Raw genomic sequence first — 24,059 nt, forward strand, 5'->3', positions numbered from 1 at the left:
AGGGCAAGCCCTTCGCGGGCGGTCGCCGCCTGAACTCCCCAGCTTCTCTCCCCATGCACATCCACATCCTCGGCATCTGCGGCACCTTCATGGGCGGCATGGCGGCGCTCGCCCGCGAAGCGGGCCACACCGTGACCGGCTGCGATGCCAACGTCTATCCGCCGATGAGCGACCAGCTGCGGGCGCTGGACATCCGCCTGATCGAAGGCTTCGGCGCCGACCAGCTGGCGCTCAGGCCCGACGTCTTCGTGGTCGGCAACGTCGTGTCCCGCGGCAATCCGCTGATGGAGGCCATCCTCGACGACGGCGCGCCCTACACCAGCGGCCCGCAGTGGCTGGCGGCGAACGTGCTGCAAGGCCGCCACGTGCTGGCCGTGGCCGGCACCCATGGCAAGACGACCACCACCTCGATGCTGGCCTGGGTGCTGGAGCACGCCGGGCTGCAGCCGGGCTTTCTGGTCGGCGGCGTGCCGCAGAACTTCGGCATCTCGGCGCGCCTGGGACATCTTCGCGCCGGCGCGCCGTTCGTCATCGAGGCCGACGAATACGACACGGCCTTCTTCGACAAACGCAGCAAGTTCGTGCACTACCGGCCCCGCACAGCCGTGCTGAACAACCTCGAGTTCGACCATGCCGACATCTTCGCCGACCTGGCCGCCATCGAGACCCAGTTCCACCACCTGGTGCGCACCGTGCCGGCACGCGGCCGCTTGGTCGTGAACGCCCGCGAAGAAGCCTTGCAGCGCGTGCTGGCCCGCGGCTGCTGGAGCGAAGTCACCCGCTTCGGCAGCCGCAAGGAAGAGCCCGGCAGCCTGCGCGCGCGCGGCGAGCCGTCGAGCTTCGACGTGCTGCGCGGTTCGATGAAGATCGCCCGCGTCGAGTGGCCGCTGCTGGGCGAGCACAACCAGTTGAACGCGCTGGCGACCCTGGCCGCCGCGGAACACGTGGGCGTGCCGCCTGAGGCCGCCGCCGCCGCCCTGGCCGAATTCCAGAATGTGCGCCGGCGCATGGAGCTGCGCGGCGAGGCCGGCGGGGTCAAGGTCTACGACGATTTCGCCCACCACCCGACGGCCATCCGCACCACCGTCAACGGCCTGCGCCGCAAGGTCGGACCGCAGCGCATCCTGGCCGCCTTCGAGCCGCGCTCGAACACCATGAAGCTCGGCACGATGAAGGCCCAGCTGCCCTGGGCGCTGGAAGAATGCGACCTGGCCTTCTGCCACGGCGGCGGGCTGGGTTGGGATGCCCGCGAGGCGCTGGCGCCGATGGGCGAGCAGGCCCAGGTCTGCGACACGGTGGACGCGACGGTGGCCGCCATCGTCCAGGCCGCGAAAGCGGGCGACCATGTGCTGTGCATGAGCAATGGCGCCTTCGGTGGCATCCACGACAAGCTGTTGCAGGCCTTGGCCGCGCGCGCATGACGGACGCGACGGGCCGTGCGCCGGGCGCACCCGTGACCCATCTGCTCTACCTGCACGGCTTCCGCTCGTCGCCGCAATCGGCCAAGGCGCAGCAGGTGGGCGCCTGGATCCGTGCGCACCGGCCGGCGCTGCAGTGGTGCTGCCCTCAGCTGCCGCCTTCGCCGCGCGACGCATTGGCGCTGCTGCTCGCCACCACGTCCGGCTGGCCACGCCAGCACATGGCGGTGATCGGCAGCTCGCTGGGCGGCTTTTACGCCACCGTGCTGGCCGAACGCCTGGGCTGCCTGGCCGCGCTGCTGAACCCCGCCGTGGACCCGGCGCGCGACCTGGCCCGGCACCTGGGCGAGCAGACGGCCTTTCACAACCCGCAGGAGCGCTTCTTCTTCCGTGAAGAATTCATCGCCGAGTTGCGTGCCATGACGCCCACCGCGCTGACCCGGCCCGAGCGCTACTTCGCCGTCATCGCCAAGGGGGACGAAGTGCTGGACTGGCGCGAGATGGCCGCCCGCTACGCCGGCGCCCGCATCCGCCTGCTCGAAAGCAGCGACCATGCACTGTCCGACTTCGATGCCGACCTGCCCCACCTGCTCCATTTCCTGCAACTGACCTGACGAGACCCCTCATGCGCTTGAAAGACAAGATCTGCATCATCACCGGCGCGGCCCAAGGCATCGGCCTGGCCACCGCGCTGAAATTCGCCCGCGAAGGCGCGACGGTCGTGGCCTGCGACATGAAGGCCGCGGCCGTCGACGAGGCGGTGGCGGAGTGCCGCAGGCTGGGCGCCGCCGCCGAAGGCTTCGTCGTCAACGTCACCGACCGGGCCCAGGTCGACGCGATGGTGGCGGCGGTGAAGGCGAAGTTCGGCCGCATCGACGTGCTGGTCAACAACGCCGGCATCACGAAAGACGCGCGGCTGCAGAAGATGACGCTGGAGCAGTTCGACGCGGTGATCGACGTCAACCTGCGCGGCGTCTTCCATTGCAGCCAGGCGGTCGCCGACACCCTGGTGGCCCAAGGCGCGGGCGTGATCCTCAACGCCTCCAGCGTGGTCGGCCTCTATGGCAACTTCGGCCAGACCAACTACGCCGCCAGCAAGTTCGGCGTGATCGGCTTCACCAAGACCTGGAGCCGCGAACTCGGCCCCAAGGGCGTGCGTGTGAACGCGGTCGCGCCGGGTTTCGTCGAGACGCCCATCCTCGACAGCATCCCCGACAAGGTGCTGGACCACATGCGCGAGCAGGTGCCGCTGCGCCGCCTGGGCCATCCGGACGAGGTCGCCAACGTCTACGCCTTCCTGGCCAGCGACGAGGCCTCGTACGTCAACGGCGCGGTGCTGGAAGTCTCGGGCGGCATGACCGTCTGATCGGCCGCTGCGGCGCAGGCCGCTGGCGCATCGCCGCCGGCCGCACCCGACCTGAGACAATCCGGCCCGATGTATGCCCTCTTCGATGATGCCGGGAAATTTCTCGCCGGCCGCGTGATGTCCGAAGCCGACAGTTCGGTGCAAATCGAGCTCGATTCCGGCAAGCGCGTCAAGGTCAAGTCCGCCAACGTGCTGCTGCGCTTCGACGCGCCGCCGCCGGCGGCCTTGATCGCCTCCGCCCAGGCCCGGGCCGCCGAGATCGACCTCGACCTGGCCTGGGAATTCGCGCCCGACGGCGAGTTCAGCTTTGTCGATCTGGCGCGCGACTATTTCTCGGCCCAGGCCGGCCCGGAACTGCAGGCCGCGGCACTCTTTCGGCTGTTCGAGGCGCCGCACTACTTCCGCCGCGCCGGCAAGGGCCAGTTCAAGAAGGCCCCCGAGGACATCGTCAAGGCCGCCCTGCTGGGCATCGAGCGCAAACGGCAGCAAGCGCTGCAGATCGAGGCCTGGGCAGCCGAACTGGTGGCCGGCGGGTGCCCGGCGCCGATCCGCGAGCAGCTCTACAAGATCCTGTTCAAGCCCGACAAGAACGCGCCCGAGTACAAGGCCGTGGTCGAGGCGGCCAGGACGAGCCAGCAGGCGCCGCTCGACCTGCTCAAGAGCGCCGGCGCGATCAGCAGCCCCTACCAGTTTCACTGGCGGCGCTTCCTGTTCGACCAATTCCCCAAGGGTCATGCGTTCCCGGCCCTGGACGCGCCGGCGATCCAGGACGCGCTGCCGCTGGCCCCGGTGCAGGCGTTCTCGATCGACGATTCGCAGACCACCGAAATCGACGACGCGCTGTCGGTCACCGGCCTGGGCAGCGGCAGCATCGTGCTGGGCATCCACATCGCCGCGCCGGCGCTGGCCTTCGGGCCCGACTCGCCGCTGGACAAGCTCGCGCGCGATCGCCTCTCCACCGTCTACATGCCGGGCTGGAAGCTGACCATGCTGCCCGACGCAGTGGTGCAGAACTACACCTTGCTGGAAGGGCGCGACTGCCCCGCCGTGAGCCTGTACCTGACCCTGGACGAAGCCTCGCTGGCCGTGCAGGCCACCGAGACCCGGCTGGAGCGGGTGCCGATCGCCGCCAATCTGCGGCACGACCAGCTCGACGAGGTGATCACCGAAGCCTCGCTCACCGGCGACGCGGTGGCCGACTACCCGTTCGCCGCCGAGATGGCCTTCTGCTTCCGCCTCGCCCGGCATCTGAAGGCCGCTCGCGAGCAGGTGCGCGGCAAGCCCGAGCTGTTCAACCGGCCCGACTACAGCTTCAAGCTGGACCGCGACCCGAAGGCGACCGGCGGCGACGGCGAGCCCGACGGCAGCGAAACCGTGCGCATCGGCGAGCGCCGGCGCGGTGCGCCGCTGGACCTGATCGTGGCGGAAGCCATGATCCTGGCCAACAGCACCTGGGGCGGCTGGCTGGCCGAGCTGGGCGTGCCCGGCATCTACCGCAGCCAGGCCAGCCTGGCGCCCGGCGTCAAGGTGCGCATGGGCATCAAGCCGGCGCCGCATGCCGGCATGGGCGTGGCGCAGTACACCTGGGCCACCTCGCCGCTGCGCCGCTATGTGGACCTGGTGAACCAGTGGCAGATCATCGCCTGCGCCCGCCATGGCAACACGGCGGCCCTGGCCGCGCCGTTCAAGCCCCGCGACGCGACGCTGTTCTCGATCATCTCGGCCTTCGACGGGGCCTATGCCGCCTACAACGGCTTCCAGCAGGCGATCGAGCGCTACTGGACGATGCGCTGGCTGGAACAGAACGGCGTGACCGAACTGGATGCCAGCGTGATGAAGGATGGCCTGGTGCGCGCCGACACGCTGCCGCTGGTGTTCCGGGTGCTGGGCTGCGAGCCGCTGGCGCGCGGCACCCACGTGCGGGTGCGCGTGACCGGCCTGGACCTGCTGACGCTGGAGATCCATGCCAGCCTGCTGGCGCGCCTGGAGGACACCGCCGCCGCGCCGGGCAGCGAGGACGAGGCCGAGGACGACCCGGCCGCCGAGGCGGCCGACGGCCTGGCGCTGGCCATCGATCTGGACGACAGCGCGGTCTCGCCCGCCCCTGGCGAGACCGCCGCGCCACCGCCCTGACCGAGCGCGCCTGCCATGTCGATGCGCTCCGGCCGCCGCGCTCTGCCGCACCTGAAGCCGCCCAGCACGCTGCAGTGGGCGCTGCTGGTGTCGGTCGGCGTGCACGCCGCCTTGCTGGCCGTGCGCTTCGTCGACCCCGCCGGTTTCAACCGCGTCTTCGACGACACGCCGCTGGAAGTCATCCTCGTCAACACCCGCTCGAACGAGAAGCCCGCCAAGGCCCAGGCCATCGCGCAAGCCGATCTGGCCGGCGGAGGCGAGGCCGACAAGGGACGCGCCACCACGCCTCTGCCGCCTTCGGAGACGACTCTTCCGGGCGACGACCTCGACGCCGCCGAGCGCCAGGTGCAGCAGATGCAGGACATCCAGCAACAATTGCTGGCCCAGATCCGACGCCAAGTGGCGCTGCTGCCGCCCCCCGATCCGTCGCGGCTCAGCGCGACCCCCGAGCAGGCCGACCAGGACGAGCGCCGCCGGCAGATGCTGCACATGCTGGCCGAGATCGAGAAGCGCATCAACGAGGAAAATGCGCGCCCCAAGAAGCGCTACATCAGCCCGGCCACCCGCGAAGAGGTCTATGCCACCTACTACGACAACCTGCGGCGCCGGATCGAGGCGCGCGGCACCCGTGACTTCCCCGAACTGGCGGGGCGCAAGCTCTACGGCGAATTGACGATGAACCTGACCGTCGACGCCCAGGGCCGGGTGGTCGACGCCGAGGTCGTGCGGCCGTCGGCGTCGGCCGAGCTGAACCGCCGCGCGGTGGCCATCGTCCACGCCGCCGGGCCGTTCGGGCCGTTCAGCCCGGCCATGCGCCGCCAGGCCGACCAGATCGTGGTCACCTCGCGCTTCCGCTTCACCCGCGCCGAAAGCCTGGAAACCAGCATGGGCGCCTCGCCGCACTGAACCTGTTCAGATCGCCTCCCACGCCACCGCCGCCATGTCCATGCCCCCCTCCCCGCCCCACCCCGACCGCTACGCCGTCGTGGGTCACCCGGTCGCCCACAGCCGGTCGCCCTTCATTCATGCGGCGTTCGCCGCGCAGACCGGCGACGCGCTGCACTACGACCGGCTCGAAGCCCCGCTGGACGGATTCGCCGCCACGGTGCGCGCCTTCGCCCAGAGCGGCGCCAAGGGCTGCAATGTCACCGTGCCGTTCAAGTTCGAAGCGTTCACGCTGTGTCCGCGCCGCACCGAACGCGCCGACCTGGCACAGGCCGCGAACACCTTGCGCTTCGACCCCGAGGGCTGGCTGGCCGACAACACCGATGGCGTCGGCCTGATCGCCGACATCGAGCAGGGCGCCGGCACGGCGCTGGCCGGCACCCGGGTCCTGCTGATCGGCGCCGGTGGCGCCGCCGCGGGCGTGCTGGGGCCGCTGCTGGAGCGCCGCCCGGCCGAGGTGGCCGTGGCCAACCGCAGTCTGCAACGGGCCCAGGATCTGGTCGCCCGCCACGCCGCGCTCGCCCGCCGGCAGGCCGTCGTTCTCCGGGCCTGCTCTCTGGCCGACGCCGGGGCGGCCTACGACGTGGTGCTCAACGCCAGCGCCAGCAGCCTGGGGGGCGGCGCGGTGCCGGTCGCGCCCGAGGTGCTGCGTGCCGGCGGCCTGGCGGTCGACCTGATGTACGGTGCCGCCGCCGCCCCGTTTCTGGCCTGGGCGACCGAGCACGGCGCCACGGCGCGCGATGGGCTGGGCATGCTGGTCGAACAGGCTGCCGAGGCGTACTGGCTGTGGCGTGGCGTGCGTCCCCGGACCGCGCCGGTGCTGGCCGAATTGCGGCAGCAACTCGCCGGGCAGGCAGCACGCCGATGATCCGCCGCGCCTGGCAATCCGGGGTCCGACTGGCGGCGCTGGTGCTGCTGTGCGGCCTGTCGCTGCAGCTCTATTTCCTGGGCCGCGTCGCGCTGATGCGCTGGGTCGATCCGCAGTCCAGCAGCTTTCAGCGCAGCGAGGCCTGGCGCCTGCTGCGCGAGAAGCACCGCGTCGACTGGAGCCAGCAATGGGTGCCGGAGACACGCCTGTCGTCGAACCTCAAGCGGGCCGTGATCGCCAGCGAGGACGCGGACTTCGTCGAGCACGATGGCGTCGAGTGGGATGCGATCGAGAGCGCCTGGCAGCGCAACCAGAAGGCCGAGCTACGGGCCGACAAGCTCAACCAGCGCATCGAGCGGCAGGACGCGCGGCGCAAGGTGCCGGCCAAGGCCCTGGTGACACCGAAGGTGGTGGGCGGCTCGACGATCTCCCAGCAGTTGGCCAAGAACCTGTTCCTCTCGGGCGAGCGCAGCCTGGTGCGCAAGGGCCAGGAAATGCTGATCACCTTCATGCTCGAAGGACTGCTGGACAAGCGCCGCATCCTGACGCTGTACCTCAACAACGTCGAGTGGGGCGAGGGGGTGTTCGGCGCCCAGGCGGCGGCGCGGCACTACTTTCGCGTCGATGCGGTCCAGCTGAGCGTCGGACAGGCGGCGCGGCTGGCGGTGATGCTGCCGGCGCCCAAGCGCTTCGAGAAGAACCCGGGGTCGGCCTACGTGGCCGGACGTTCGGCCACCATCGCCGCCCGGATGGGCGCGGTCGAGCTGCCCTGACGGACCCGGTCCGGCATCAGGCACACTGCTCCATGGCTTCGCTGACCGATGAGATCGCCGTCGCCGCCGCCCGCCTGGTGGTGGAAGAAGGCATGGACTACGCCAGCGCCAAGCAGCGCGCGGCGCGGACCCTGGGCCGCCACGGCGGTCGCCAGGGCCCGCTGCCCGGCAACGAGCAGCTCGAAGACGAGGTCCGCGACTACCTCGCGTTGTTTTGTGCCGAGACCCAGCCTGGTGAATTGAGGCAGTTGCGCGAAATCGCCGCGCGGTGGATGTCGCGGCTGGCCGAATTTCGGCCGCACCTGGGCGGCGCCGTCTGGCGCGGCACCGCCACCCGGCGGTCGCAGATCATCATCGACCTGTACTGCGACGACCCCAAGGCCCCGGAGATCCTGCTGCTCAATCGCGGCATCGCCTTCGACAGCGACAGCCCTGGCGACGCCGAATCGCTGGTCCTGAGCCTGGCCGAACCCTGCCCGGCGCTGGACGAGCTCGTCACGCTGCACCTGGTGATCAGGGACCACGACGCCCTGCGCGGCGCGCTCAAGCCCGACGCCCGCGGGCGCCCTTGGCGGGGCGATCTCGCCGCACTGCAACGCCTTCTGGAGTCCGAAGCATGAGTTTTTCACGGCGTCACGGCCTGTACGCCCTGGCCGGCCTGGCGGCACTGGGCGCGGGTCTGGTCTTCAACGAGCGGCGCCTGGCGCCGGGCCACCCGTCCGACGCGGCGCTGGACCGACTCTGGGCCGCCGAATTCGACACGCCGGGCGGGGCCCGCCTGCCGTTGGCGGCCTTTCGGGGCCGGCCGCTGGTCGTCAACTTCTGGGCCACCTGGTGCCCGCCCTGCGTGCGGGAACTGCCGGAGCTGGACCGCTTCGCCAAGTCGGCGGCGGGCGGCTGGCAGGTGCTGGGAGTGGCGGTCGACCAGGCCGACGCGGTGCGCCGCTTTCTGAACCAGACGCCGGTGAGCTACCCGATCGCGCTGGCCGGCAGCCAGGGCCTGTCCCTGGTCCATGATCTGGGCGACGACGCGGGCGGCCTGCCGTACAGCCTGGTGATCGGGGCGGACGGTCGCATCCAGCAACGCAAGGCGGGCGCCACGACCTTCGACGAGCTGCAGACCTGGGCCCGGGCCGGCGCCTGAGGCCCGCGTGGGCCCGTGGGCTGGCGCGATCCATCGGTTCCTGCACCACCCTTGCTCTGCAAGCCATATTTTGCGCGTAGCTGCTTACAACTCCCCCCAAAAAGCGTAAAGTGCGGCCTCCTTCATTGTCAGACATGATCAGAAGCAGATCGTTCACGGCATCGGAATGTCGGTGCCGAGCTCGGTCCGGTCGCGAACTCCGACCCATTGAACTCGGGGCAGCCTCGCCGGAGAGATGACTCCGGTGTCAGCGATCAACGCCAATCGGCACAAGATCGAAGACAATCCGACCCATTTAGCAAAATCAGCAGCCTGCCTCGTCAGCACCCCGGCGAAACGCCTCGGATGGCCCCGGTGGCCCCAGCCCGACGACGCACCCTGTCTCTTCCAGAGAAAGTACCTCCATGGATCTGCGCAAGCTCAAGACCTTGATCGACCTCGTGTCCGAGTCGAACATCACCGAACTAGAAATCACCGAAAACGAAGGCAAGGTCCGGATCGTCAAGTCCGGGCCCACCGCGGCCGTGGCGATGCCGATGGCCAGCCTGCCAGCGGCGGCCCCCATGGCGGCGCCCACGCCGCTGGCCGCGCCGGTGGCGGCCGAGGTACCGCCCGCCGCACCCACCGGCCATGTCGTCAAGTCGCCGATGGTGGGCACCTACTACGCCTCGTCGACGCCGGGCGGCAAGCCCTTCGTGGAGGTCGGCAGCGCGGTGAAGGAGGGTGATCCGATCTGCATCATCGAAGCGATGAAGATCATGAACGAAATCGACGCCGACATCGCCGGCACGATCACCCAGGTGTTGGTGGAAAACGGCCAGGCGGTCGAATTCGGCCAGCCGCTGTACGTCATCGGGTAAGCGGCGGCATGTTCAAGAAGATTCTGATTGCGAACCGCGGCGAGATCGCGCTGCGGATCCAGCGCGCCTGCCGGGAGATGGGCATCAAGGCGGTGATGGTGTATTCCGAGGCCGACCGCGACGCCAAGTACGTGCGCCTGGCCGAAGAGGCGGTGTGCATCGGTCCGGCCGCCTCCAACCTCAGCTACCTCAACATGCCGGCGATCATCTCGACCGCCGAGGTGACCGACGCCGAGGCCATCCATCCCGGCTACGGGTTCCTGTCGGAGAACGCCGACTTCGCCGAACGCGTCGAGCAGAGCGGTTTCACCTTCATCGGCCCGACCCCCGAATCGATCCGCATCATGGGCGACAAGGTCGCGGCCAAGCAGGCGATGATCAAGTCCGGCGTGCCCTGCGTCCCCGGTTCGGAGGGCGCGTTGCCTGACGATCCGAAGGAGATCATCCGCATCGCCCGCACGGTCGGCTACCCGGTGATCATCAAGGCGGCCGGCGGCGGCGGCGGGCGCGGCATGCGGGTGGTGCACACCGAGGCAGCGCTGATCAACGCGGTCCAGATGACCAAGACCGAGGCCGGCGCCGCGTTCGGCAACCCGGCGGTCTACATGGAGAAGTTCCTCGAGAACCCGCGCCATGTCGAGATCCAGATCCTGGCCGACGAGCACCGCAACGCGGTCTGGCTGGGCGAGCGCGACTGCTCGATGCAGCGCCGCCACCAGAAGATCATCGAGGAGGCGCCAGCGCCGGGCATCCCGCGCCGGGTGATCGAGAAGATCGGCGATCGCTGCGCCGCCGCCTGCAAGAAGATCGGCTACCGCGGCGCGGGCACCTTCGAGTTCCTCTACGAGAACGGCGAGTTCTACTTCATCGAGATGAACACCCGGGTGCAGGTCGAGCATCCGGTGACCGAGATGGTGACCGGCATCGACATCGTGCAGATGCAGATCCGCGTCGCCGCCGGTGAGAAGCTGCCGTTCACGCAGCGCCAGATCCAGATGCGCGGCCACGCGATCGAGTGCCGGATCAACGCCGAGGACCCGTGGAAGTTCGTGCCCTCGCCCGGGCGCGTCACCGCGTGGCACCCGCCGGGCGGGCCCGGCGTGCGGGTGGATTCGCACGTCTATGCCAACTATTTCGTGCCGCCGAACTACGACTCGATGATCGGCAAGATCATCGTCCATGGCGACACCCGGGAGCAGGCGCTGGCGCGCATGCGCACCGCGCTGCTGGAAACCGTGGTCGAGGGCATCCAGACCAACATCCCGCTGCACCGCGAGCTGATGGTCGACAAGGGCTTCATCGGCGGCGGCACCAGCATTCACTACCTCGAAGCCTGGCTGGAACAGCATCGCCGCTGACCCCCTCGCCCCGCGCGTGGCCTGACAAAGCGAAGTTCACACGATGTCCCTGCATGAACTGGTGCTGACCGCACCCCAGGCCCTGGTGGAGCCGGTTTCCGAGGCTTTGATGAACGAGCTGGACGCGCTGTCGGTGTCGGTGGAGGACGCCGATGCCGACACCGAGGCCGAGCATGCGCTGTTCGGCGAACCGGGCATGCCGCCGCCTCGCGCGGGCTGGGATCGCTCGACGCTGAAGGCCTTGTTCGACAGCGAGACCCTGGCCCAGGACGCGGCGACGCTGCTGCTCGCGCAGGACTGGACCGCGGGCCTGCAGGTGAAGGCGATGGCCGCGGTCGCGCCGCAGGACTGGGTCCGCCTGACCCAGTCGCAGTTCGCGCCGGTGCCGATCACCCCGACGTTCTGGATCGTTCCGAGCTGGCACGACGCGCCGCCCGAGGCCGAACGGGTGCTGCGCCTGGACCCCGGCCTGGCCTTCGGCACCGGCACCCATCCGACCACCCGCATGTGCCTGCACTGGATCGCGACCCAGGCACCGGCCGGCGGCTGGCCGCGCGTGCTCGACTACGGCTGCGGGTCGGGCATCCTGGCGATCGGTGCCGCGCTGCATGGCGCCCAGGGCATCGATGCCGTCGACATCGACCCGGCCGCCATCGAATCCACCGCCGCCAACGCGCTGGCCAACGGCGTCGCGCTGCGGGCCGGCGGACCGGAACTGGCGCAAGGCCTTTATCCGCTGGTGCTGGCCAACATCCTGGCGACGCCGCTCAAGCTGTTGGCGCCGTTGTTGTGCGGCCATCTGGGGCCGGGCGCGCAGCTGGTGCTGGCGGGCATCCTGGAGCGCCAGGCCGACGAGCTGAAGGCAGCCTATGCCCCCTGGCTGCAGCTGGAGGTGCTGAACCGCGACGACGGCTGGATCCTGATGGGCGGCCAGCGGGCCTGAGCCTGCGGCGAGCCGGCCGGCCGTGGCGAGCTCCGACCTGCGCTGATCCGGCGCCGCTGCCATGGCATCATCCTTCCCATGACCCTGGCCACGCGCTGTCCTGCCTGCGGCACCACGTTCCGCGTCGTGCAAGACCAGTTGAAGGTCTCCGGCGGCTGGGTTCGCTGCGGCCATTGCCACGAAGTCTTCAACGGGCTCGAAGCCTTGTTCGAGTTGCCGCCGGAGCCGCCGGCCGGCACCGCCCCGCCGACTCCCGCGCCGCCCCCGCCGGACTTCGCCGCCACCCGGCCGTTCGAGATGCCCGACGAAGACGAGACGGAGCGCATGCCGCTGGACCTGTCCGAGCCGCGTTCGTGGCGGGAACCGGGCCGTGATCCCCCGGCAGCGCCTGCGGTGTCGCCGCCGACGCCGGGGGGAATGCCTTCGCACCTGTGGCTGGACCGGAGCGAGCCGCCGACACCGTCGCGCCCTGCGCCCCCACCGCCCGAACCCGTCGAGCCGTCGCTGGCAGCACGCGCCGCCGCCGCAGCCACGGCGCACGAGTCCGTGTTCAGCGACGAGTGGCTGCGGGTGCCGGAGGACACCACCTCGCCCCCCCTGGCCGCTGCCGATGCGGCGGACGCGATCCTGCCGTCGCCCGCGGCGCCGCAGCCGGTGGCTGAGCCCGGCCCGCCCGCCTTCGTGCGCCAGGCCGAGCGGGCCGCGCGCTGGCACCGGCCTCGCGTGCGGGCGGTGCTGGGCGGCGCCAGCGCCCTGCTGGCGACCGGCCTGTTGTTGCAGATCGCTCACCAGCAGCGCGACCAGTTCGCCGCCCGCTGGCCAGTGCTGCACGCCCCGCTGGCCGCCTGGTGCCGGCTCGAGGGTTGCCGCCTGGCCCCGCCTCGCGCGTTGGCCAGCCTGGTGCTGGACAGCAGCAGCCTGACCAAGACCGCCCAGGACCAGGTGCTGCGTTTCGAGGCCGATCTTCGCAATACCGGCACGCACCCGGTGCGCGCGCCGGCCATCGAGCTGAGCCTGGCCGATCCGATGGGCCGCCAGGTGGTTCGCAAGGTGCTGCTGCCGGAGCAGCTGTCGGCCCCACCGCAAGGCATCGCCGCCGACGGCGTCTGGCACGTCGACGCGCGCCTGCAGGTGGGCGATCTGCGCATCGCGGGCTTCACCGCCGAAATCTTCTACCCCTGAGTGCGCATCCCGCGCGCCCCGGGCCCTTCCCTCCCACGTCCCTTCCTCATGGCCTGTCTCGTCTGCGGTTCCCTGGCTTTCGACACCATCACCACCTTTGCCGGCCGCTTCGCCGAGCAGATCCTGCCCGAGCAGGTGCACATCCTGAACGTCTCGTTCCTGGTCCCGACGCTGCGGCGCGAGTGGGGTGGCTGCGCAGGCAACATCGCCTACACGCTCAACGCACTGGGTGGCCAGGCGGTGGTGATGGCGGCCCTGGGCAACGACGGCGCGAGCTACCTCGAACGCCTGTCGGCGCTGGGCATCGACACCGCGCAGGTGCTGACGGTGGATGACAGCTACACGGCCCAGGCCATGATCATCACCGACGCCGACAACAACCAGATCACCGCCTTCCACCCTGGGGCCATGCAAGAGGCTCACCGCATCGCGCTGCCGCAGCGCGATGACCTCCGGCTGGCGATCATCGGCCCGGACGGGCGCGAGGCGATGTTGAGGCGCGCCCGCGATCTCGCGGCAGCCGGCATTCCGTTCGTGTTCGACCCGGGCCAGGGACTGCCGATGTTCAACGGCGACGAACTGCGCCAGTTCATTGCGCAGGCGCGCTGGGTCGCGGTGAACGACTACGAAGCCAAGATGCTGTGCGACCGCACCGGCCTGTCGTTGCGATCGCTGTCCGAATCGCACCTGGCCGGGGTCATCGTCACGCTGGGCGCCGCGGGCTGCGAGGTCTGGGTCCAGGGTCAGTGCACCTTGGTCCCCGGCGTTCCGGCCGAGGCCGTGGTGGACCCGACCGGCTGCGGCGACGCGTTCCGGGGCGCGCTGCTCTACGGCCTGGAACAAGGCTGGGAGCTGCCGCGATGCGTCGCGCTGGGCAATCGGCTGGGCGCGCTGAAGATCGCCGCGAGAGGCGGGCAGAACCACCGCATCGATCGCGCCGCGCTGGGCCTGTGAGCGCCGCCGGCGCCCAGGCGGCACGGGTTGCCGCCGCGAGGCGTCAGCCCGGACCGGCGCCGGCCGCCGCCAGGCGCTGCGCCAGCCACCGGCGCACCGCCGCCTCGGGCAGATCGATCTCGACCTGCTTGTGGCGTGACGCGGCGCCGCGCAGCAGACGCACCGCGCGGCGCGCGAGGCCGAGTTCGTCCGCCAGCCAATCGGTCAGGCGATCATTGGCCTTGCCGTCCACCGGCGGCGCCGCCAGACGCACGCGCAGCGCGCCGTCATGCAGGCCGACGGCTTCGGTGCGCTTCGCGTTGGGCACCACCGACACCACCAGAACGGTCCGCTGCCCCCCTTTGCCGATCACGCAACGAGGCTCCCCCGCTCCAGCCGGAGGCTGCTGAGGTTCGGACGCTGGACGGCTCGGCGACATAGGGCAATCGGTGGGATCGAAGGGCGAGTGGGCCAGGCGTGGCCCGGAGCGCGAAAAAAAGCCCGGCCGAAGCCGGGCCTTTCAGGCGCCACCCCGAAGAGCGGCGTCGTTCGCTCAGGGCTTGTTGCCCGTCGGGAACGGCCAAGCGGCGGCGGGGCTCAACGCGGTCTTGGCTGCAGGCGCCGCAGGCGCAGCAGCGGGCGCGGGAGCGGCCGCCTTCTTCGCAGCCTTCTTCGCCGCCGGCTTCTTCGCTGCCGGCTTCTTCGCCGCTGCAGCCTTCTTCGGGGCCGCCTTCTTCGCAGCAGCCTTCGGGGCCGCCTTCGGAGCGGCCTTCTTCGCAGCGGCCTTCGGAGCAGCCTTCTTCGCCGGTGCCGCCTTCTTCGCCGCGGCCTTCGGAGCGGCCTTCTTCGCCGGTGCCGCCTTCTTCGCAGCGACCTTCGGTGCAGCGGCCTTCTTCGCCGGTGCCGCCTTCTTCGCAGCGACCTTCGGTGCAGCGGCCTTCTTCGCCGGTGCCGCCTTCTTCGCCGCCGCCTTCGGAGCAGCCTTCTTCACGGCGGCCTTCGGTGCGGCCTTCTTCGCTGCGGCCTTGGGAGCGGCCTTCTTCGCCGGTGCAGCCTTCTTTGCAGTTGCCATTTCAAACTCCTTGATCAAGTTGCAAAAACACCAGGTTGCTCGATACAACCCGGCAATCCACCGCCCGTGGGTTTGTCACGTGTCCCCGATGCGGTGAATGGGGAACCGGCCCGCGGCGCTGCTTCGTTCGGCAGCGCTCGACCCGGGCCGAGGATCTTGATCTCTCACAGGTGCTGACTGGCTGCGGTCACTCGGGCTGACACGTCACCAGCCGAAGGGCTTGCGGGCCCCTCGGCACTGAACCCGGCGCGAGGCCGTGCGCAAGCACGGCCTCGCGTCCGGGCTCAGTCCCAGCTCAAAGCGCCACCGGACTGGTATTCGATGACGCGGGTTTCAAAGAAATTGCGTTCCTTCTTCAGGTCGATCATTTCGCTCATCCAGGGGAACGGGTTTTCCTCGTTCGGATACAGCGCCTCCAGGCCGATCTGCGTCGCACGGCGGTTCGCGATGTAGCGCAGATAGCCCTTGAACATCGACGCGTTCAGACCCAGCACGCCACGCGGCATGGTGTCTTCGGCGTAGCGGTATTCCAGCTCGACGGCTTTCTCGAACAGGCCGCGGATCTCGGTCTTGAACTCGGCCGTCCACAGGTGCGGGTTTTCGAGTTTGATCTGGTTGATCAGGTCGATGCCGAAATTGCAGTGCATCGACTCATCGCGCAGGATGTACTGGTACTGCTCGGCCGCGCCGGTCATCTTGTTCTGCCGCCCCATCGCCAGGATCTGCGTGAAGCCGACGTAGAAGAACAGGCCTTCCATCAGGCAGGCGAACACGATCAGGCTCTTCAGCAGCGTCTGGTCGGCCTCGGGCGTGCCGGTCTTGAACAGCGGGTTCATGACCTGGTCGATGAACGGGATCAGGAACTCGTCCTTGTCGCGGATCGACTTCACCTCGTGATAGGCGTTGAAGATCTCGCTTTCGTCGAGACCGAGCGATTCGACGATGTACTGGTACGCGTGGGTGTGGATCGCCTCTTCGAAGGCCTGGCGCAGCAGGAACTGGCGGCATTCGGGCGCGGTGATGTGGCGGTAGGTGCCGAGCACGATGTTGTTCGCGGCCAGCGAATCGGCGGTGACGAAGAAGCCGAGGTTGCGCTTGATGATGCGACGCTCGTCTTCGCTCAGGCCGTTCGGGTCCTTCCAGGTCGCGATGTCGCGCGACATGTTGACCTCTTGCGGCATCCAGTGGTTGGCACAGGTGGCGAGGTATTTTTCCCAGGCCCACTTGTACTTGAACGGCACCAGTTGGTTGACGTCGGTCTGGCCGTTGATGATGCGTTTGTCGGCCACGTTGACGCGGCGGTCGCTGCGCGCGACCACCGAACCGCTGGGTGTGGCGGCAGTCGCAACGGAAGGGGTCACCGGCGTGGCGCCGGCCAGCGCGGCGATGGGTGACGGAGGCACGAACCGCGTATCGACTGGAGGCTCGAACGCAGGCGCTTGAACAGATTTCGGCGGGTGTCGAACGTCGTCTTCCCAGACCAGCATGTGCATGTTTCCTATGGCGTGAAATTATCGGAGTGTTGTGTCGAAACACCAAGCACTTCTTGACATCAAAACGCGTGCGTTGTTGCGGTGGTGCATCGCTGCAGCGCACTCATCACGAAGGCCTCGGCCGTCGCGATGAAACGCGCTCGGCAATGCATAGCGACGAGCACGCAACGCACGCATCGACGATCACTGACAGGCTTCGCAACTCGGGTCGTCGACCGCACAGAACTTGATGTCGGTCGCCGGTACCGCAGCCAGCATCGCCTGCGCCTGCTGCGCTGCCGCGTCGAGTGCCGACAGGCCGCCGCCCACGCTGCCCGAACTCGCCACCGCGTTGTGGGAGTTGGTCGAGATGGTCGACTTCTCGGCGTGCGTGGCCGCCATCGTGCGCAGGTAGTAGGTGGTCTTCAGGCCGCGCACCCAGGCCAGCTTGTAGGTGTCGTCGAGCTTCTTGCCCGACGCGCCGGCCATGTAGATGTTGAGCGACTGCGCCTGGTCGATCCACTTCTGGCGGCGCGCCGCGGCTTCCACCAGCCACTGCGTCTCGACCTCGAAGGCCGTGGCGTAGAGCTGCTTCAGCTCGTCGGGCATGCGGTCGATGCGGCGCAGCGAGCCGTCGTAGTGCTTCAGGTCCATCACCATCACCGAGTCCCACAGGCCCAGTTTCTTCAGGTCGCGCACCAGGTACTCGTTGACCACGGTGAACTCGCCCGACAGGTTGGACTTGACCGACAGGTTGCCGAAGCAGGGCTCGATCGACGCGTCGACGCCGATGATGTTCGAAATGGTGGCCGTCGGGGCGATGGCGACGCAGTTGCTGTTGCGCATGCCGTGGGTGGCGATGCGCTGGCGCAGCGCGGGCCAGTCCAGCGTGCTGCTGCGATCCACGTCGACATAACCGCCGCGCTGCTGGGCCAGCAGGTCCAGCGAATCGATCGGCAGGATGCCCTGGTCCCACAGCGAACCGCGGTAGCTGCTGTAGCGACCGCGCTCGGCCGCCAGTTCCGACGAGGCCTGGTAGGCGTAGTAGCAGACCGCCTCCATCGAGCGGTCGGCGAACTCGACCGCCGCCTGGCTGGCGTAAGGCGTGCGCAACTGGTAGAGCGCATCCTGGAAGCCCATGATGCCCAAGCCCACCGGACGGTGGCGCAGGTTGGAGTCGCGCGCCTTCTTGACCGCGTAGTAGTTGATGTCGATGACGTTGTCGAGCATGCGCATCGCGGTGGCGATGGTCTTCTGCAGCTTGGCATGGTCAAGGGTCTTCTGGCCGTCCGCGCCGTCCTTCAGGTGCTGCGCGAGGTTGACCGAACCCAGGTTGCAGACCGCGATCTCGTCGCCGTTGGTGTTCAGCGTGATCTCGGTGCACAGGTTGCTGGAGTGCACCACGCCCACATGCTGCTGCGGCGAGCGCACGTTGCAGGCGTCCTTGAAGGTGATCCACGGATGGCCGGTCTCGAACAGCATCGAGAGCATCTTGCGCCACAGGTCCTTGGCGGGCATGCGCTTGAACAGCTTGATCTCGCCCCGGTCGGCCTTGGCCTCATAAGAGGTGTAGGCCTTCTCGAACGCCGCGCCGGTCAGGTCGTGCAGGTCCGGGCAGGTGGACGGCGAGAACAGCGTCCAGTCGCCGCCTTCCATCACGCGCTTCATGAACAGGTCCGGAATCCAGTTCGCGGTGTTCATGTCGTGGGTGCGACGGCGGTCGTCGCCGGTGTTCTTGCGCAGCTCCATGAACTCTTCGATGTCCAGGTGCCACGTTTCCAGGTAGGCACAGACCGCGCCCTTGCGCTTGCCGCCCTGGTTCACCGCCACCGCGGTGTCGTTGACCACCTTCAGGAACGGCACCACGCCCTGGCTCTTGCCGTTGGTGCCCTTGATGTAGCTGCCCAGCGCGCGCACGTTGGTCCAGTCGTTGCCCAGACCGCCGGCGAACTTGGACAGCAGCGCGTTCTCCTTCAGCGCTTCATAGATGCCGTCCAGGTCGTCGGCCACCGTGGTCAGGTAGCAGCTGGAAAGCTGCGAGCGGCGCGTGCCGGCGTTGAACAGCGTCGGCGTGCTGGACATGAAGTCGAACGTGGACAGCACGTTGTAGAACTCGATCGCGCGGGCCTCGCGGTCGATCTCGTTCAGCGCCAGGCCCATCGCGACGCGCATGAAGAAGGCCTGCGGCATCTCGATGCGCTGCTCGTCGATGTGCAGGAAGTAGCGGTCGAACAGGGTCTGCAGGCCCAGATAGTCGAACTGCATGTCGCGCTCGGCGTTCAGTGCCTGGCCCAGCCTGGACAGGTCGAACTGCATCAGCTTCTCGTCCAGCAGTTCGGCCTCGACCCCCTTCTTGATGAACTTGGGGAAATACTCGGCGTAGCGCGCCGGCATCTCGGCCTGCATCACCTCCTCGCCCAGGATCTCCTTGCGGATGGTGTGCAGCAGCAGGCGCGCGGTGGCGCGGGTGTAGGCGGGCTCGTGCTCGATCAGCGTGCGGGCTGCCAGGATGGCGGCCTTGTACACCTCGTCCAGCGGCACGCCGTCGTAGAGGTTGCGGTGCGTCTCGGCCAGGATGGGCTCGGCCTTCACGTCGGCGCCCAGGCCGGCGCAGGCCGACTCGATGATGGCGACCAGCCGCGCCTCGTCGAGCGGCGCACGCTGGCCCTTGTCGACCACGTGGATCGCGTTCGGCGCGCTCGCCCGTGCCGCCACGCCCTGCTTGGCGCGCTCCTGCGTGCGGCGCTCGCGGTACAGCACATAGGCGCGCGCCACCTCATGGTGGCCGCCGCGCATCAGGCCCAGTTCGACGTGGTCCTGCACGTCTTCGATGTGGAAGGTGCCGCCGCCCGGACGCGAGCGCAGCAGCGCGCGCACCACCGTTTCGGTCAGGCCGTCCACCGTCTCGCGCACGCTGGCCGACGCCGCACCCTGGGTGCCGTGCACGGCCAGGAAGGCCTTCATCAGCGCGACCGCGATCTTGTCGGGGGCGAAGCCCACCACCGCGCCGTTGCGGCGGATGATCTGGTAGCCCTGGTAGGCGCTGGACGGCGATGCCGGCGCGGCGGCGTGGTCGGTGGGTGCGGCGGATGCCGGCGCGGCGGCGTCGGCGGCGTCGGCGGTGCTGGGACGGACTGCTTGCATGGGTTCCCCTCGTATGGACTCTGGTGTGGTTCAGGCCTGCAATGTGCAGAGGCCTCGCAACGCTTCAGCGCGATGCCGACGGGAGCGCTCGATCCGGGTCGAGGGTCTCGGCGGCTCGGGCCGCAACAAGGCGCGGCACGGCTGAAACGGGATGCGCGAGCTTAGCATGAAGGGGCACTATATCTGGGGGTTGAAGCCACTTCAACCACTACCTGTAGCGTGATTAGCCCACTTGACGATCGCGCGATTTTTCGACCTGCATCGCCGCAGGCCCGCGCCGCCCGGCCTCAGGCGCGGTGCAGCAGCGCGGCCGGAATCAGCGCGGCGTCCGCGCCCAGCCGGGTGCGCAAGGCCGGCCAGTCGAAGCCCGCGCCGGGATCGCCCTTGCGGCCGACGGCGACGTGCTCGTGGCCCACGACCTCGCGCACCGGATAGTGCGCGCACACGGCCTGCAGCAGCGGCGCCAGCGCGTCGTACTGCACGGGCTCGAAGCGGTCGCCCTCCAGGCCTTCGAGCTCGATGCCCACCGACCAGTCGTTGCAGTTGTCGCGCCCGCGCCAGCAGGAACGGCCGGCGTGCCAGGCCCGGTCGTCGCAGGAGACGAACTGCAGCACCCGGCCGTCCCGCCGCACCAGGAAATGCGCCGAGACTTCGAGGCCGCGGATCGTCTGGAAATAGGGATGGGCGTCCCAGTCCAGGCGGTTCTGGAACAAGGCCTCGATGGCGTCCCCGCCATACTCGCCGGGCGGCAGGCTGATCGAGTGCAGCACGACCAGCGTGATCGCCTCGCCGACCGGTCGCGGGCCGAAGTTGGGGGACGGCCGGCGCCGCGCCGGCTGCCACCAGCCTGCGTTCCAGGCGGGTGGCGTCGGGCTCACGCGGCGGTCCCGCCCGGCCCGCCGTCGCCCGGCACCAGCGACGGATCGTGCTCGGTGATGCCCAGCCGGGCCATCCGGTAGCGCATCTGGCGCAGCGACAGCCCCAGCCGCGCCCCGGCCGCCGTGCGGTTGAAGCCATGCTGCTCCAGCGCCCGCACCAGGATGCCGCGCTCGACTTCGTCCAGGTGCGCCGCCAGGTCGGCCGGCAAGGGCGCGGCATCGGCCGGCAGCGAAAAATCGGCCGGCAGGCCTGGCAGGCTGAGGTCGTCGCTGACCGTATCGACCAGCAAGGCCTGCGGCAGCCCCAGGTCGTCGACCGTGATCACGTCGCCCGACGACAGCGCCACCGCGCGGTGCAGCAGGTTCTCCAGCTCGCGCACGTTGCCCGGGAAGGCATAGCCCGCCAGGCGCGCGCGGGTGTCCAGCGCCAGCACCGGCACCGGCAGCACGCCGGCCTCGCGGGCGATGCGTTCGAGCAGCGCGTTGCACAGCGGCTCCAGGTCCTCCATGCGCTCGCGCAGCGGTGGCACCGGGATGCAGATCACGTTCAGCCGGTAGTACAGGTCCTGGCGGAACCGGCCCGCGGCCACCTCGGCGCCGAGGTCCTTGTGGGTGGCGCTGACGATGCGCACGTTCAGCGGCAGCTCGGCCACCGCACCGACCGGCCGCACCGCGCGCTCCTGGATCACCCGCAGCAGCTTGGACTGCATCGCCAGCGGCAGGTCGCCGATCTCGTCGAGGAACAGCGTGCCGCCGTTGGCCGCCTGGAAGAAGCCTTCGCGATCCTCGGCCGCGCCGGTGAACGCGCCCTTGCGGTAGCCGAAGAACTCCGCCTCCAGCAAGGGTTCGGGGATCGCCCCGCAGTTCACCGCCACGAACGGCTGGCCGGCGCGGGCGCTGACGCTGTGGATGCCGCGCGCGACCAGTTCCTTGCCCGTGCCCGACTCGCCGTGCACCAGCACCGGTGCCATGCTGCGCGCCACCTTCTCGACCAGTTCGCGCACCTGGCGCATCACCTCGGAGCGGCCGACCATGCGGCCGAGCGGGCCCTCGCTGCCGGCCGCCGGACGCGCCACCTCGACCACCGCCGAGCGCCCCATCGCCGAGGCCACGACGGCGCGGAACTGGCGCAGGTCCACCGGCTTGGTCAGGTAATCGAAGGCACCCGCCTTCAGGGCTTCGACGGCGTTCTCGGCCGAGCCGTAGGCGGTGACGACGATGATCTTTTCCGCGCGCCGCGCCTTCTCCAGCCGGTGCAGCAGTTCCATGCCCGAGCCGTCGGGCAGCCGCATGTCGGTGATCACCAGCCGGAACACCTTCTGCTCCAGCAGCGCCCAGGCCTCGGCCACGGTGGCCGCGGTCTCGACCTCGTGGCCCTCGCGCAGCAGCGCCAGCTCGTACAGGGTGAGCAGGTCGGGCTCGTCGTCGACCACCAGCACGCGGTTGGACTGGAAGGAATCGGTCATAGATGCAGACGGCCGGGGGACTCGATCGTGTCGCGCCGCATCACGACCTGGAACACGTTGGCGTGGACGTCGCCGCGGCGTTTCAGGTAGTCGATGCTGGCGCCGTGGCGCTCGCACAATTCGCGGCAAATATACAGGCCGAGACCGGTGCCCCGGCTGCGCGTGCTGTGGAACGGCTCGAACAGGTGGGCCTCGACCTCGGCGGCGATCGGTTCGCCGTCGCTGGAGACCGCCAGGCGCACCAGCGGCGCGTCCAGCGCCTGCACCGTCACGCGCACCGCGCCGGGGCCGCTGCCGGCATGGCGCGCGGCGTTCTCCAGCAGGTTGACCAGCACGCGGCGCAGATGGTCGCCGTCGAACACCGCACCCAGCGGTTCGGCGGGCAGGCTGACCTGGAGACGGCTGTCGTTGCCCAGCGCCAGGCCGACGGTGCGCGCCCATTCGCTGCAGATCGCCGCCACCTCGGCCGTCAGGTCGATCGTCCGCGACGGCGCCTTGCTGCCGGGCGCCGCCTCCATCACGTCCTCGACGATGCGCTTGAGCCGGTCGACATTGTCCGAGACGATGCGCACCAGGCGCTGCTGGTCGGTTCGCAGCACGTCTTCCTGCAGCAGCGAATTGGCCTGCGAGATCGCCGCCAGCGGGTTGCGGATCTCGTGCGCGATGCCGGCCGAGATCCGCCCCATCGCCACCAGCCGCTCCTGGCGCTGCCGCGCCAGCACGCTACGCAACTCCTCGACGAACAGCACGCCCAGCATCTCGTCGCGCCGCGCTTCGCCGCCGCTGCTGCGCAGCCGGGTGCTGCGCGTGAAGCGCCCCCGCACCCGCACCGAGCGCGGCGCCTCCTTGTCGAAGGACAGCGTCAGGTCCAGGCCCGAGGCCGGCCATTGCCCCGCCTGATAGGCCTGCTCGACGGCCTCGAACAACGGCCGCCAGCCGGCCTGCGACAGCAGCGAAAACGGCGCCGGCGGACAGCGGTTGTCCTCGGCGAGCAGGGCGCGCGCCGCCGGGTTCGCGGCGCGCACGCCGCCGCGCCGGTCGACCACCAGCACGCCGTCGCTCATCTCGTCGATCACCAGCCGGTTGAGTTCGGCCTGCTGCAGCGCCAGCGACAGGTTGTCGCGCGCCGAGCGCTCCTGCCGCGCCAGCCGGCTGGCCATCTCGCCCGACACCAGCACCACCACGAACAACCCGATCCCCGCCAGCCCGGCTTGCGACAGCATGCCCGGCAGGCCGACGTCGAAGCCGGCATGGAACCAGGCCGCGGCGAGCAGCATTAGCGCCACCGCCGCGGCAGTCGCCAGCGCCGGCATGCGCGGGCTCAGCACCCCCGACACCATCACCGGCAGGACCAGCAGCGCGGCGTGGTTGATGCTGCCCCCCGGATCGACCCAGTGCATCGCGCTGAAGGCCAGCAGGTCCGCCCCCACCGTGGCCCACCACAGGCGGCGGCTGATCTGGGGCCCCTGGCGCACCCGCCCGGCGTGGCGCGTCCACCAGCCGCTGGCCACGGTCTGCACCAGATAGGCCAGGGTCAGTCCCGGCATCAACCAGTGATCGCGCGCGCCCAGCCAGAGGCTGACGCCCTGGACCGCGACCAGGGCCAGCGCCAGCATCACGCGGGCGGCAACGTAGGTGTCCAGGATGCGCAGGCGGGCACCGGCGTCGCCGCCCGCACCGCTGCGGCCGGCGGACCTGGAGGCGCCGCGCTCGTGTTCGCTGTCGCCGCCGCCGGGGCTGAAGTCCGACAGGGCGTCGGCCAGCAGTCCCAGCCGCGTGTCCTCGCCCAGGCCCAGCGCACCCAGGCGCGAATCGGCGGCGTCGCTCAGGGCCGAGGAGCGCGGCTCGGCGGTCATCGGCTCGGGCTGCGCGAGGCGCCCAGCCGCCGATGTTCAGGGCCGCAGAACAGCTGGCCGCGGTCGTCGATGAAGGCGTCGGCCCGCGGCAGGTGCACGCCGCAGCGTTCGCACGCCACCATCGGCTGCGGCGGCGGCGGCGCGGCCGGCGCACGCCGGCCGGCGGCGGGCCGCTGATGGCGGCCCAGCCACAGCTTGACGCCGATCACCACCACCAGCAGGGTCAGCAGAAACTTGAACATCTCGGT

At 69.7% G+C, this 24,059-nt stretch carries 22 protein-coding genes; 14 read left to right on the plus strand and 8 right to left on the minus strand.

Going from position 1 to position 24,059, the window contains the following annotated elements; all coding sequences use genetic code 11:
- Positions 1-53 precede the first annotated feature (53 nt).
- From mpl to AC0N04_RS17305, 14 genes are all read left to right on the plus strand, one after another.
- Positions 54-1,421, plus strand: coding sequence for a UDP-N-acetylmuramate:L-alanyl-gamma-D-glutamyl-meso-diaminopimelate ligase (mpl, locus tag AC0N04_RS17240; RefSeq protein ID WP_474283631.1), 1,368 nt, complete (start codon positions 54-56; stop codon positions 1,419-1,421).
- Positions 1,418-2,032, plus strand: coding sequence for a YqiA/YcfP family alpha/beta fold hydrolase (locus tag AC0N04_RS17245; RefSeq protein WP_474283633.1), 615 nt, complete (start codon positions 1,418-1,420; stop codon positions 2,030-2,032). The genes mpl and AC0N04_RS17245 overlap by 4 nt, the downstream gene beginning before the upstream one ends.
- A gap of 11 nt (positions 2,033-2,043) precedes the next feature.
- Positions 2,044-2,784 carry a 3-oxoacyl-[acyl-carrier-protein] reductase gene (gene fabG, locus AC0N04_RS17250; protein WP_474283635.1) on the plus strand — a complete coding sequence of 247 codons (741 nt, stop codon included), beginning with the start codon at positions 2,044-2,046 and terminating at the stop codon, positions 2,782-2,784.
- A gap of 69 nt (positions 2,785-2,853) precedes the next feature.
- Positions 2,854-4,917, plus strand: coding sequence for a ribonuclease catalytic domain-containing protein (locus AC0N04_RS17255; protein ID WP_474283637.1), 2,064 nt, complete (start codon positions 2,854-2,856; stop codon positions 4,915-4,917).
- Between the two features lie 15 nt (positions 4,918-4,932).
- Entirely contained in the window at positions 4,933-5,823 is an 891-nt protein-coding gene (locus AC0N04_RS17260) for an energy transducer TonB family protein (protein ID WP_474283639.1), read from the plus strand.
- Between the two features lie 40 nt (positions 5,824-5,863).
- Complete coding sequence (gene aroE, locus AC0N04_RS17265) at positions 5,864-6,730, plus strand: shikimate dehydrogenase (protein WP_474283701.1); 867 nt, start codon at positions 5,864-5,866, stop codon at positions 6,728-6,730.
- Entirely contained in the window at positions 6,727-7,503 is a 777-nt protein-coding gene (locus AC0N04_RS17270; protein WP_474283641.1) for a transglycosylase domain-containing protein, read from the plus strand. The genes aroE and AC0N04_RS17270 overlap by 4 nt, the downstream gene beginning before the upstream one ends.
- Before the next feature lie 32 nt (positions 7,504-7,535).
- The gene (locus AC0N04_RS17275; RefSeq protein ID WP_474283643.1) at positions 7,536-8,123 is read left to right on the plus strand and encodes a hypothetical protein; all 588 of its coding nucleotides are present in this window, start codon (positions 7,536-7,538) and stop codon (positions 8,121-8,123) included.
- A complete protein-coding gene (locus tag AC0N04_RS17280) occupies positions 8,120-8,647 on the plus strand; it encodes a TlpA family protein disulfide reductase (RefSeq protein ID WP_474283645.1) in 528 nt (175 codons plus the stop codon). Before AC0N04_RS17275 ends, AC0N04_RS17280 begins: the two co-directional genes overlap by 4 nt.
- 404 nt (positions 8,648-9,051) lie before the next feature.
- A complete protein-coding gene (gene accB, locus AC0N04_RS17285) occupies positions 9,052-9,507 on the plus strand; it encodes an acetyl-CoA carboxylase biotin carboxyl carrier protein (RefSeq protein ID WP_474283647.1) in 456 nt (151 codons plus the stop codon).
- 8 nt (positions 9,508-9,515) lie between these two features.
- The gene (gene accC, locus AC0N04_RS17290; protein ID WP_474283649.1) at positions 9,516-10,865 is read left to right on the plus strand and encodes an acetyl-CoA carboxylase biotin carboxylase subunit; all 1,350 of its coding nucleotides are present in this window, start codon (positions 9,516-9,518) and stop codon (positions 10,863-10,865) included.
- Positions 10,866-10,908: 43 nt separating this feature from the next.
- A complete protein-coding gene (prmA, locus tag AC0N04_RS17295; protein WP_474283651.1) occupies positions 10,909-11,808 on the plus strand; it encodes a 50S ribosomal protein L11 methyltransferase in 900 nt (299 codons plus the stop codon).
- Positions 11,809-11,886: 78 nt separating this feature from the next.
- A complete protein-coding gene (locus AC0N04_RS17300; RefSeq protein ID WP_474283653.1) occupies positions 11,887-12,990 on the plus strand; it encodes a DUF3426 domain-containing protein in 1,104 nt (367 codons plus the stop codon).
- A 48-nt stretch (positions 12,991-13,038) separates the two neighbouring features.
- Positions 13,039-13,944, plus strand: coding sequence for a carbohydrate kinase family protein (locus tag AC0N04_RS17305; RefSeq protein WP_474283655.1), 906 nt, complete (start codon positions 13,039-13,041; stop codon positions 13,942-13,944).
- Positions 13,945-13,987: 43 nt separating this feature from the next.
- Here AC0N04_RS17305 and AC0N04_RS17310 read toward each other — a convergent pair whose 3' ends face one another.
- The 8 genes from AC0N04_RS17310 to AC0N04_RS17345 form a co-directional block, all read right to left on the minus strand.
- A complete protein-coding gene (locus tag AC0N04_RS17310; protein ID WP_474283657.1) occupies positions 13,988-14,296 on the minus strand; it encodes a DUF167 domain-containing protein in 309 nt (102 codons plus the stop codon).
- Between the two features lie 180 nt (positions 14,297-14,476).
- Positions 14,477-14,995, minus strand: coding sequence for a histone (locus tag AC0N04_RS17315; protein WP_474283659.1), 519 nt, complete (start codon positions 14,993-14,995; stop codon positions 14,477-14,479).
- 284 nt (positions 14,996-15,279) lie between these two features.
- Positions 15,280-16,482, minus strand: coding sequence for a ribonucleotide-diphosphate reductase subunit beta (locus AC0N04_RS17320; RefSeq protein WP_474283661.1), 1,203 nt, complete (start codon positions 16,480-16,482; stop codon positions 15,280-15,282).
- 189 nt (positions 16,483-16,671) lie between these two features.
- Complete coding sequence (locus AC0N04_RS17325) at positions 16,672-19,611, minus strand: ribonucleoside-diphosphate reductase subunit alpha (RefSeq protein ID WP_474283663.1); 2,940 nt, start codon at positions 19,609-19,611, stop codon at positions 16,672-16,674.
- 287 nt (positions 19,612-19,898) lie between these two features.
- Entirely contained in the window at positions 19,899-20,489 is a 591-nt protein-coding gene (gene ampD / locus AC0N04_RS17330) for a 1,6-anhydro-N-acetylmuramyl-L-alanine amidase AmpD (RefSeq protein WP_474283665.1), read from the minus strand.
- Positions 20,486-21,955, minus strand: a complete 1,470-nt coding sequence (locus AC0N04_RS17335; RefSeq protein WP_474283667.1) for a sigma-54-dependent transcriptional regulator — start codon at positions 21,953-21,955, stop codon at positions 20,486-20,488. Before AC0N04_RS17335 ends, ampD begins: the two co-directional genes overlap by 4 nt.
- On the minus strand, positions 21,952-23,811 hold the full coding sequence (locus AC0N04_RS17340; protein WP_474283669.1) for a sensor histidine kinase: 1,860 nt from the start codon (positions 23,809-23,811) through the stop codon (positions 21,952-21,954). The genes AC0N04_RS17335 and AC0N04_RS17340 overlap by 4 nt, the downstream gene beginning before the upstream one ends.
- The gene (locus tag AC0N04_RS17345; protein WP_474283671.1) at positions 23,808-24,053 is read right to left on the minus strand and encodes a PP0621 family protein; all 246 of its coding nucleotides are present in this window, start codon (positions 24,051-24,053) and stop codon (positions 23,808-23,810) included. The genes AC0N04_RS17340 and AC0N04_RS17345 overlap by 4 nt, the downstream gene beginning before the upstream one ends.
- Positions 24,054-24,059: the final 6 nt, after the last annotated feature.

This window comes from Ideonella sp. sgz306126 (genome assembly GCF_056032705.1).

Excerpts from the sequence above, each read along its gene's own strand:
- accB (WP_474283647.1), top strand. The coding sequence starts at position 9,052 with ATGGATCTGCGCAAGCTCAAGACCTTGATCGACCTCGTGTCCGAGTCG.
- AC0N04_RS17345 (WP_474283671.1), bottom strand. The coding sequence starts at position 24,053 with ATGTTCAAGTTTCTGCTGACCCTGCTGGTGGTGGTGATCGGCGTCAAG.
- AC0N04_RS17270 (WP_474283641.1), top strand. The coding sequence starts at position 6,727 with ATGATCCGCCGCGCCTGGCAATCCGGGGTCCGACTGGCGGCGCTGGTG.
- AC0N04_RS17320 (WP_474283661.1), bottom strand. The coding sequence starts at position 16,482 with ATGCTGGTCTGGGAAGACGACGTTCGACACCCGCCGAAATCTGTTCAA.
- AC0N04_RS17305 (WP_474283655.1), top strand. The coding sequence starts at position 13,039 with ATGGCCTGTCTCGTCTGCGGTTCCCTGGCTTTCGACACCATCACCACC.
- AC0N04_RS17300 (WP_474283653.1), top strand. The coding sequence starts at position 11,887 with ATGACCCTGGCCACGCGCTGTCCTGCCTGCGGCACCACGTTCCGCGTC.
- AC0N04_RS17340 (WP_474283669.1), bottom strand. The coding sequence starts at position 23,811 with ATGACCGCCGAGCCGCGCTCCTCGGCCCTGAGCGACGCCGCCGATTCG.
- prmA (WP_474283651.1), top strand. The coding sequence starts at position 10,909 with ATGTCCCTGCATGAACTGGTGCTGACCGCACCCCAGGCCCTGGTGGAG.
- aroE (WP_474283701.1), top strand. The coding sequence starts at position 5,864 with ATGCCCCCCTCCCCGCCCCACCCCGACCGCTACGCCGTCGTGGGTCAC.
- AC0N04_RS17255 (WP_474283637.1), top strand. The coding sequence starts at position 2,854 with ATGTATGCCCTCTTCGATGATGCCGGGAAATTTCTCGCCGGCCGCGTG.
- accC (WP_474283649.1), top strand. The coding sequence starts at position 9,516 with ATGTTCAAGAAGATTCTGATTGCGAACCGCGGCGAGATCGCGCTGCGG.
- AC0N04_RS17280 (WP_474283645.1), top strand. The coding sequence starts at position 8,120 with ATGAGTTTTTCACGGCGTCACGGCCTGTACGCCCTGGCCGGCCTGGCG.
- AC0N04_RS17245 (WP_474283633.1), top strand. The coding sequence starts at position 1,418 with ATGACGGACGCGACGGGCCGTGCGCCGGGCGCACCCGTGACCCATCTG.
- mpl (WP_474283631.1), top strand. The coding sequence starts at position 54 with ATGCACATCCACATCCTCGGCATCTGCGGCACCTTCATGGGCGGCATG.
- AC0N04_RS17335 (WP_474283667.1), bottom strand. The coding sequence starts at position 21,955 with ATGACCGATTCCTTCCAGTCCAACCGCGTGCTGGTGGTCGACGACGAG.
- AC0N04_RS17260 (WP_474283639.1), top strand. The coding sequence starts at position 4,933 with ATGTCGATGCGCTCCGGCCGCCGCGCTCTGCCGCACCTGAAGCCGCCC.
- AC0N04_RS17325 (WP_474283663.1), bottom strand. The coding sequence starts at position 19,611 with ATGCAAGCAGTCCGTCCCAGCACCGCCGACGCCGCCGACGCCGCCGCG.
- fabG (WP_474283635.1), top strand. The coding sequence starts at position 2,044 with ATGCGCTTGAAAGACAAGATCTGCATCATCACCGGCGCGGCCCAAGGC.
- AC0N04_RS17315 (WP_474283659.1), bottom strand. The coding sequence starts at position 14,995 with ATGGCAACTGCAAAGAAGGCTGCACCGGCGAAGAAGGCCGCTCCCAAG.
- AC0N04_RS17275 (WP_474283643.1), top strand. The coding sequence starts at position 7,536 with ATGGCTTCGCTGACCGATGAGATCGCCGTCGCCGCCGCCCGCCTGGTG.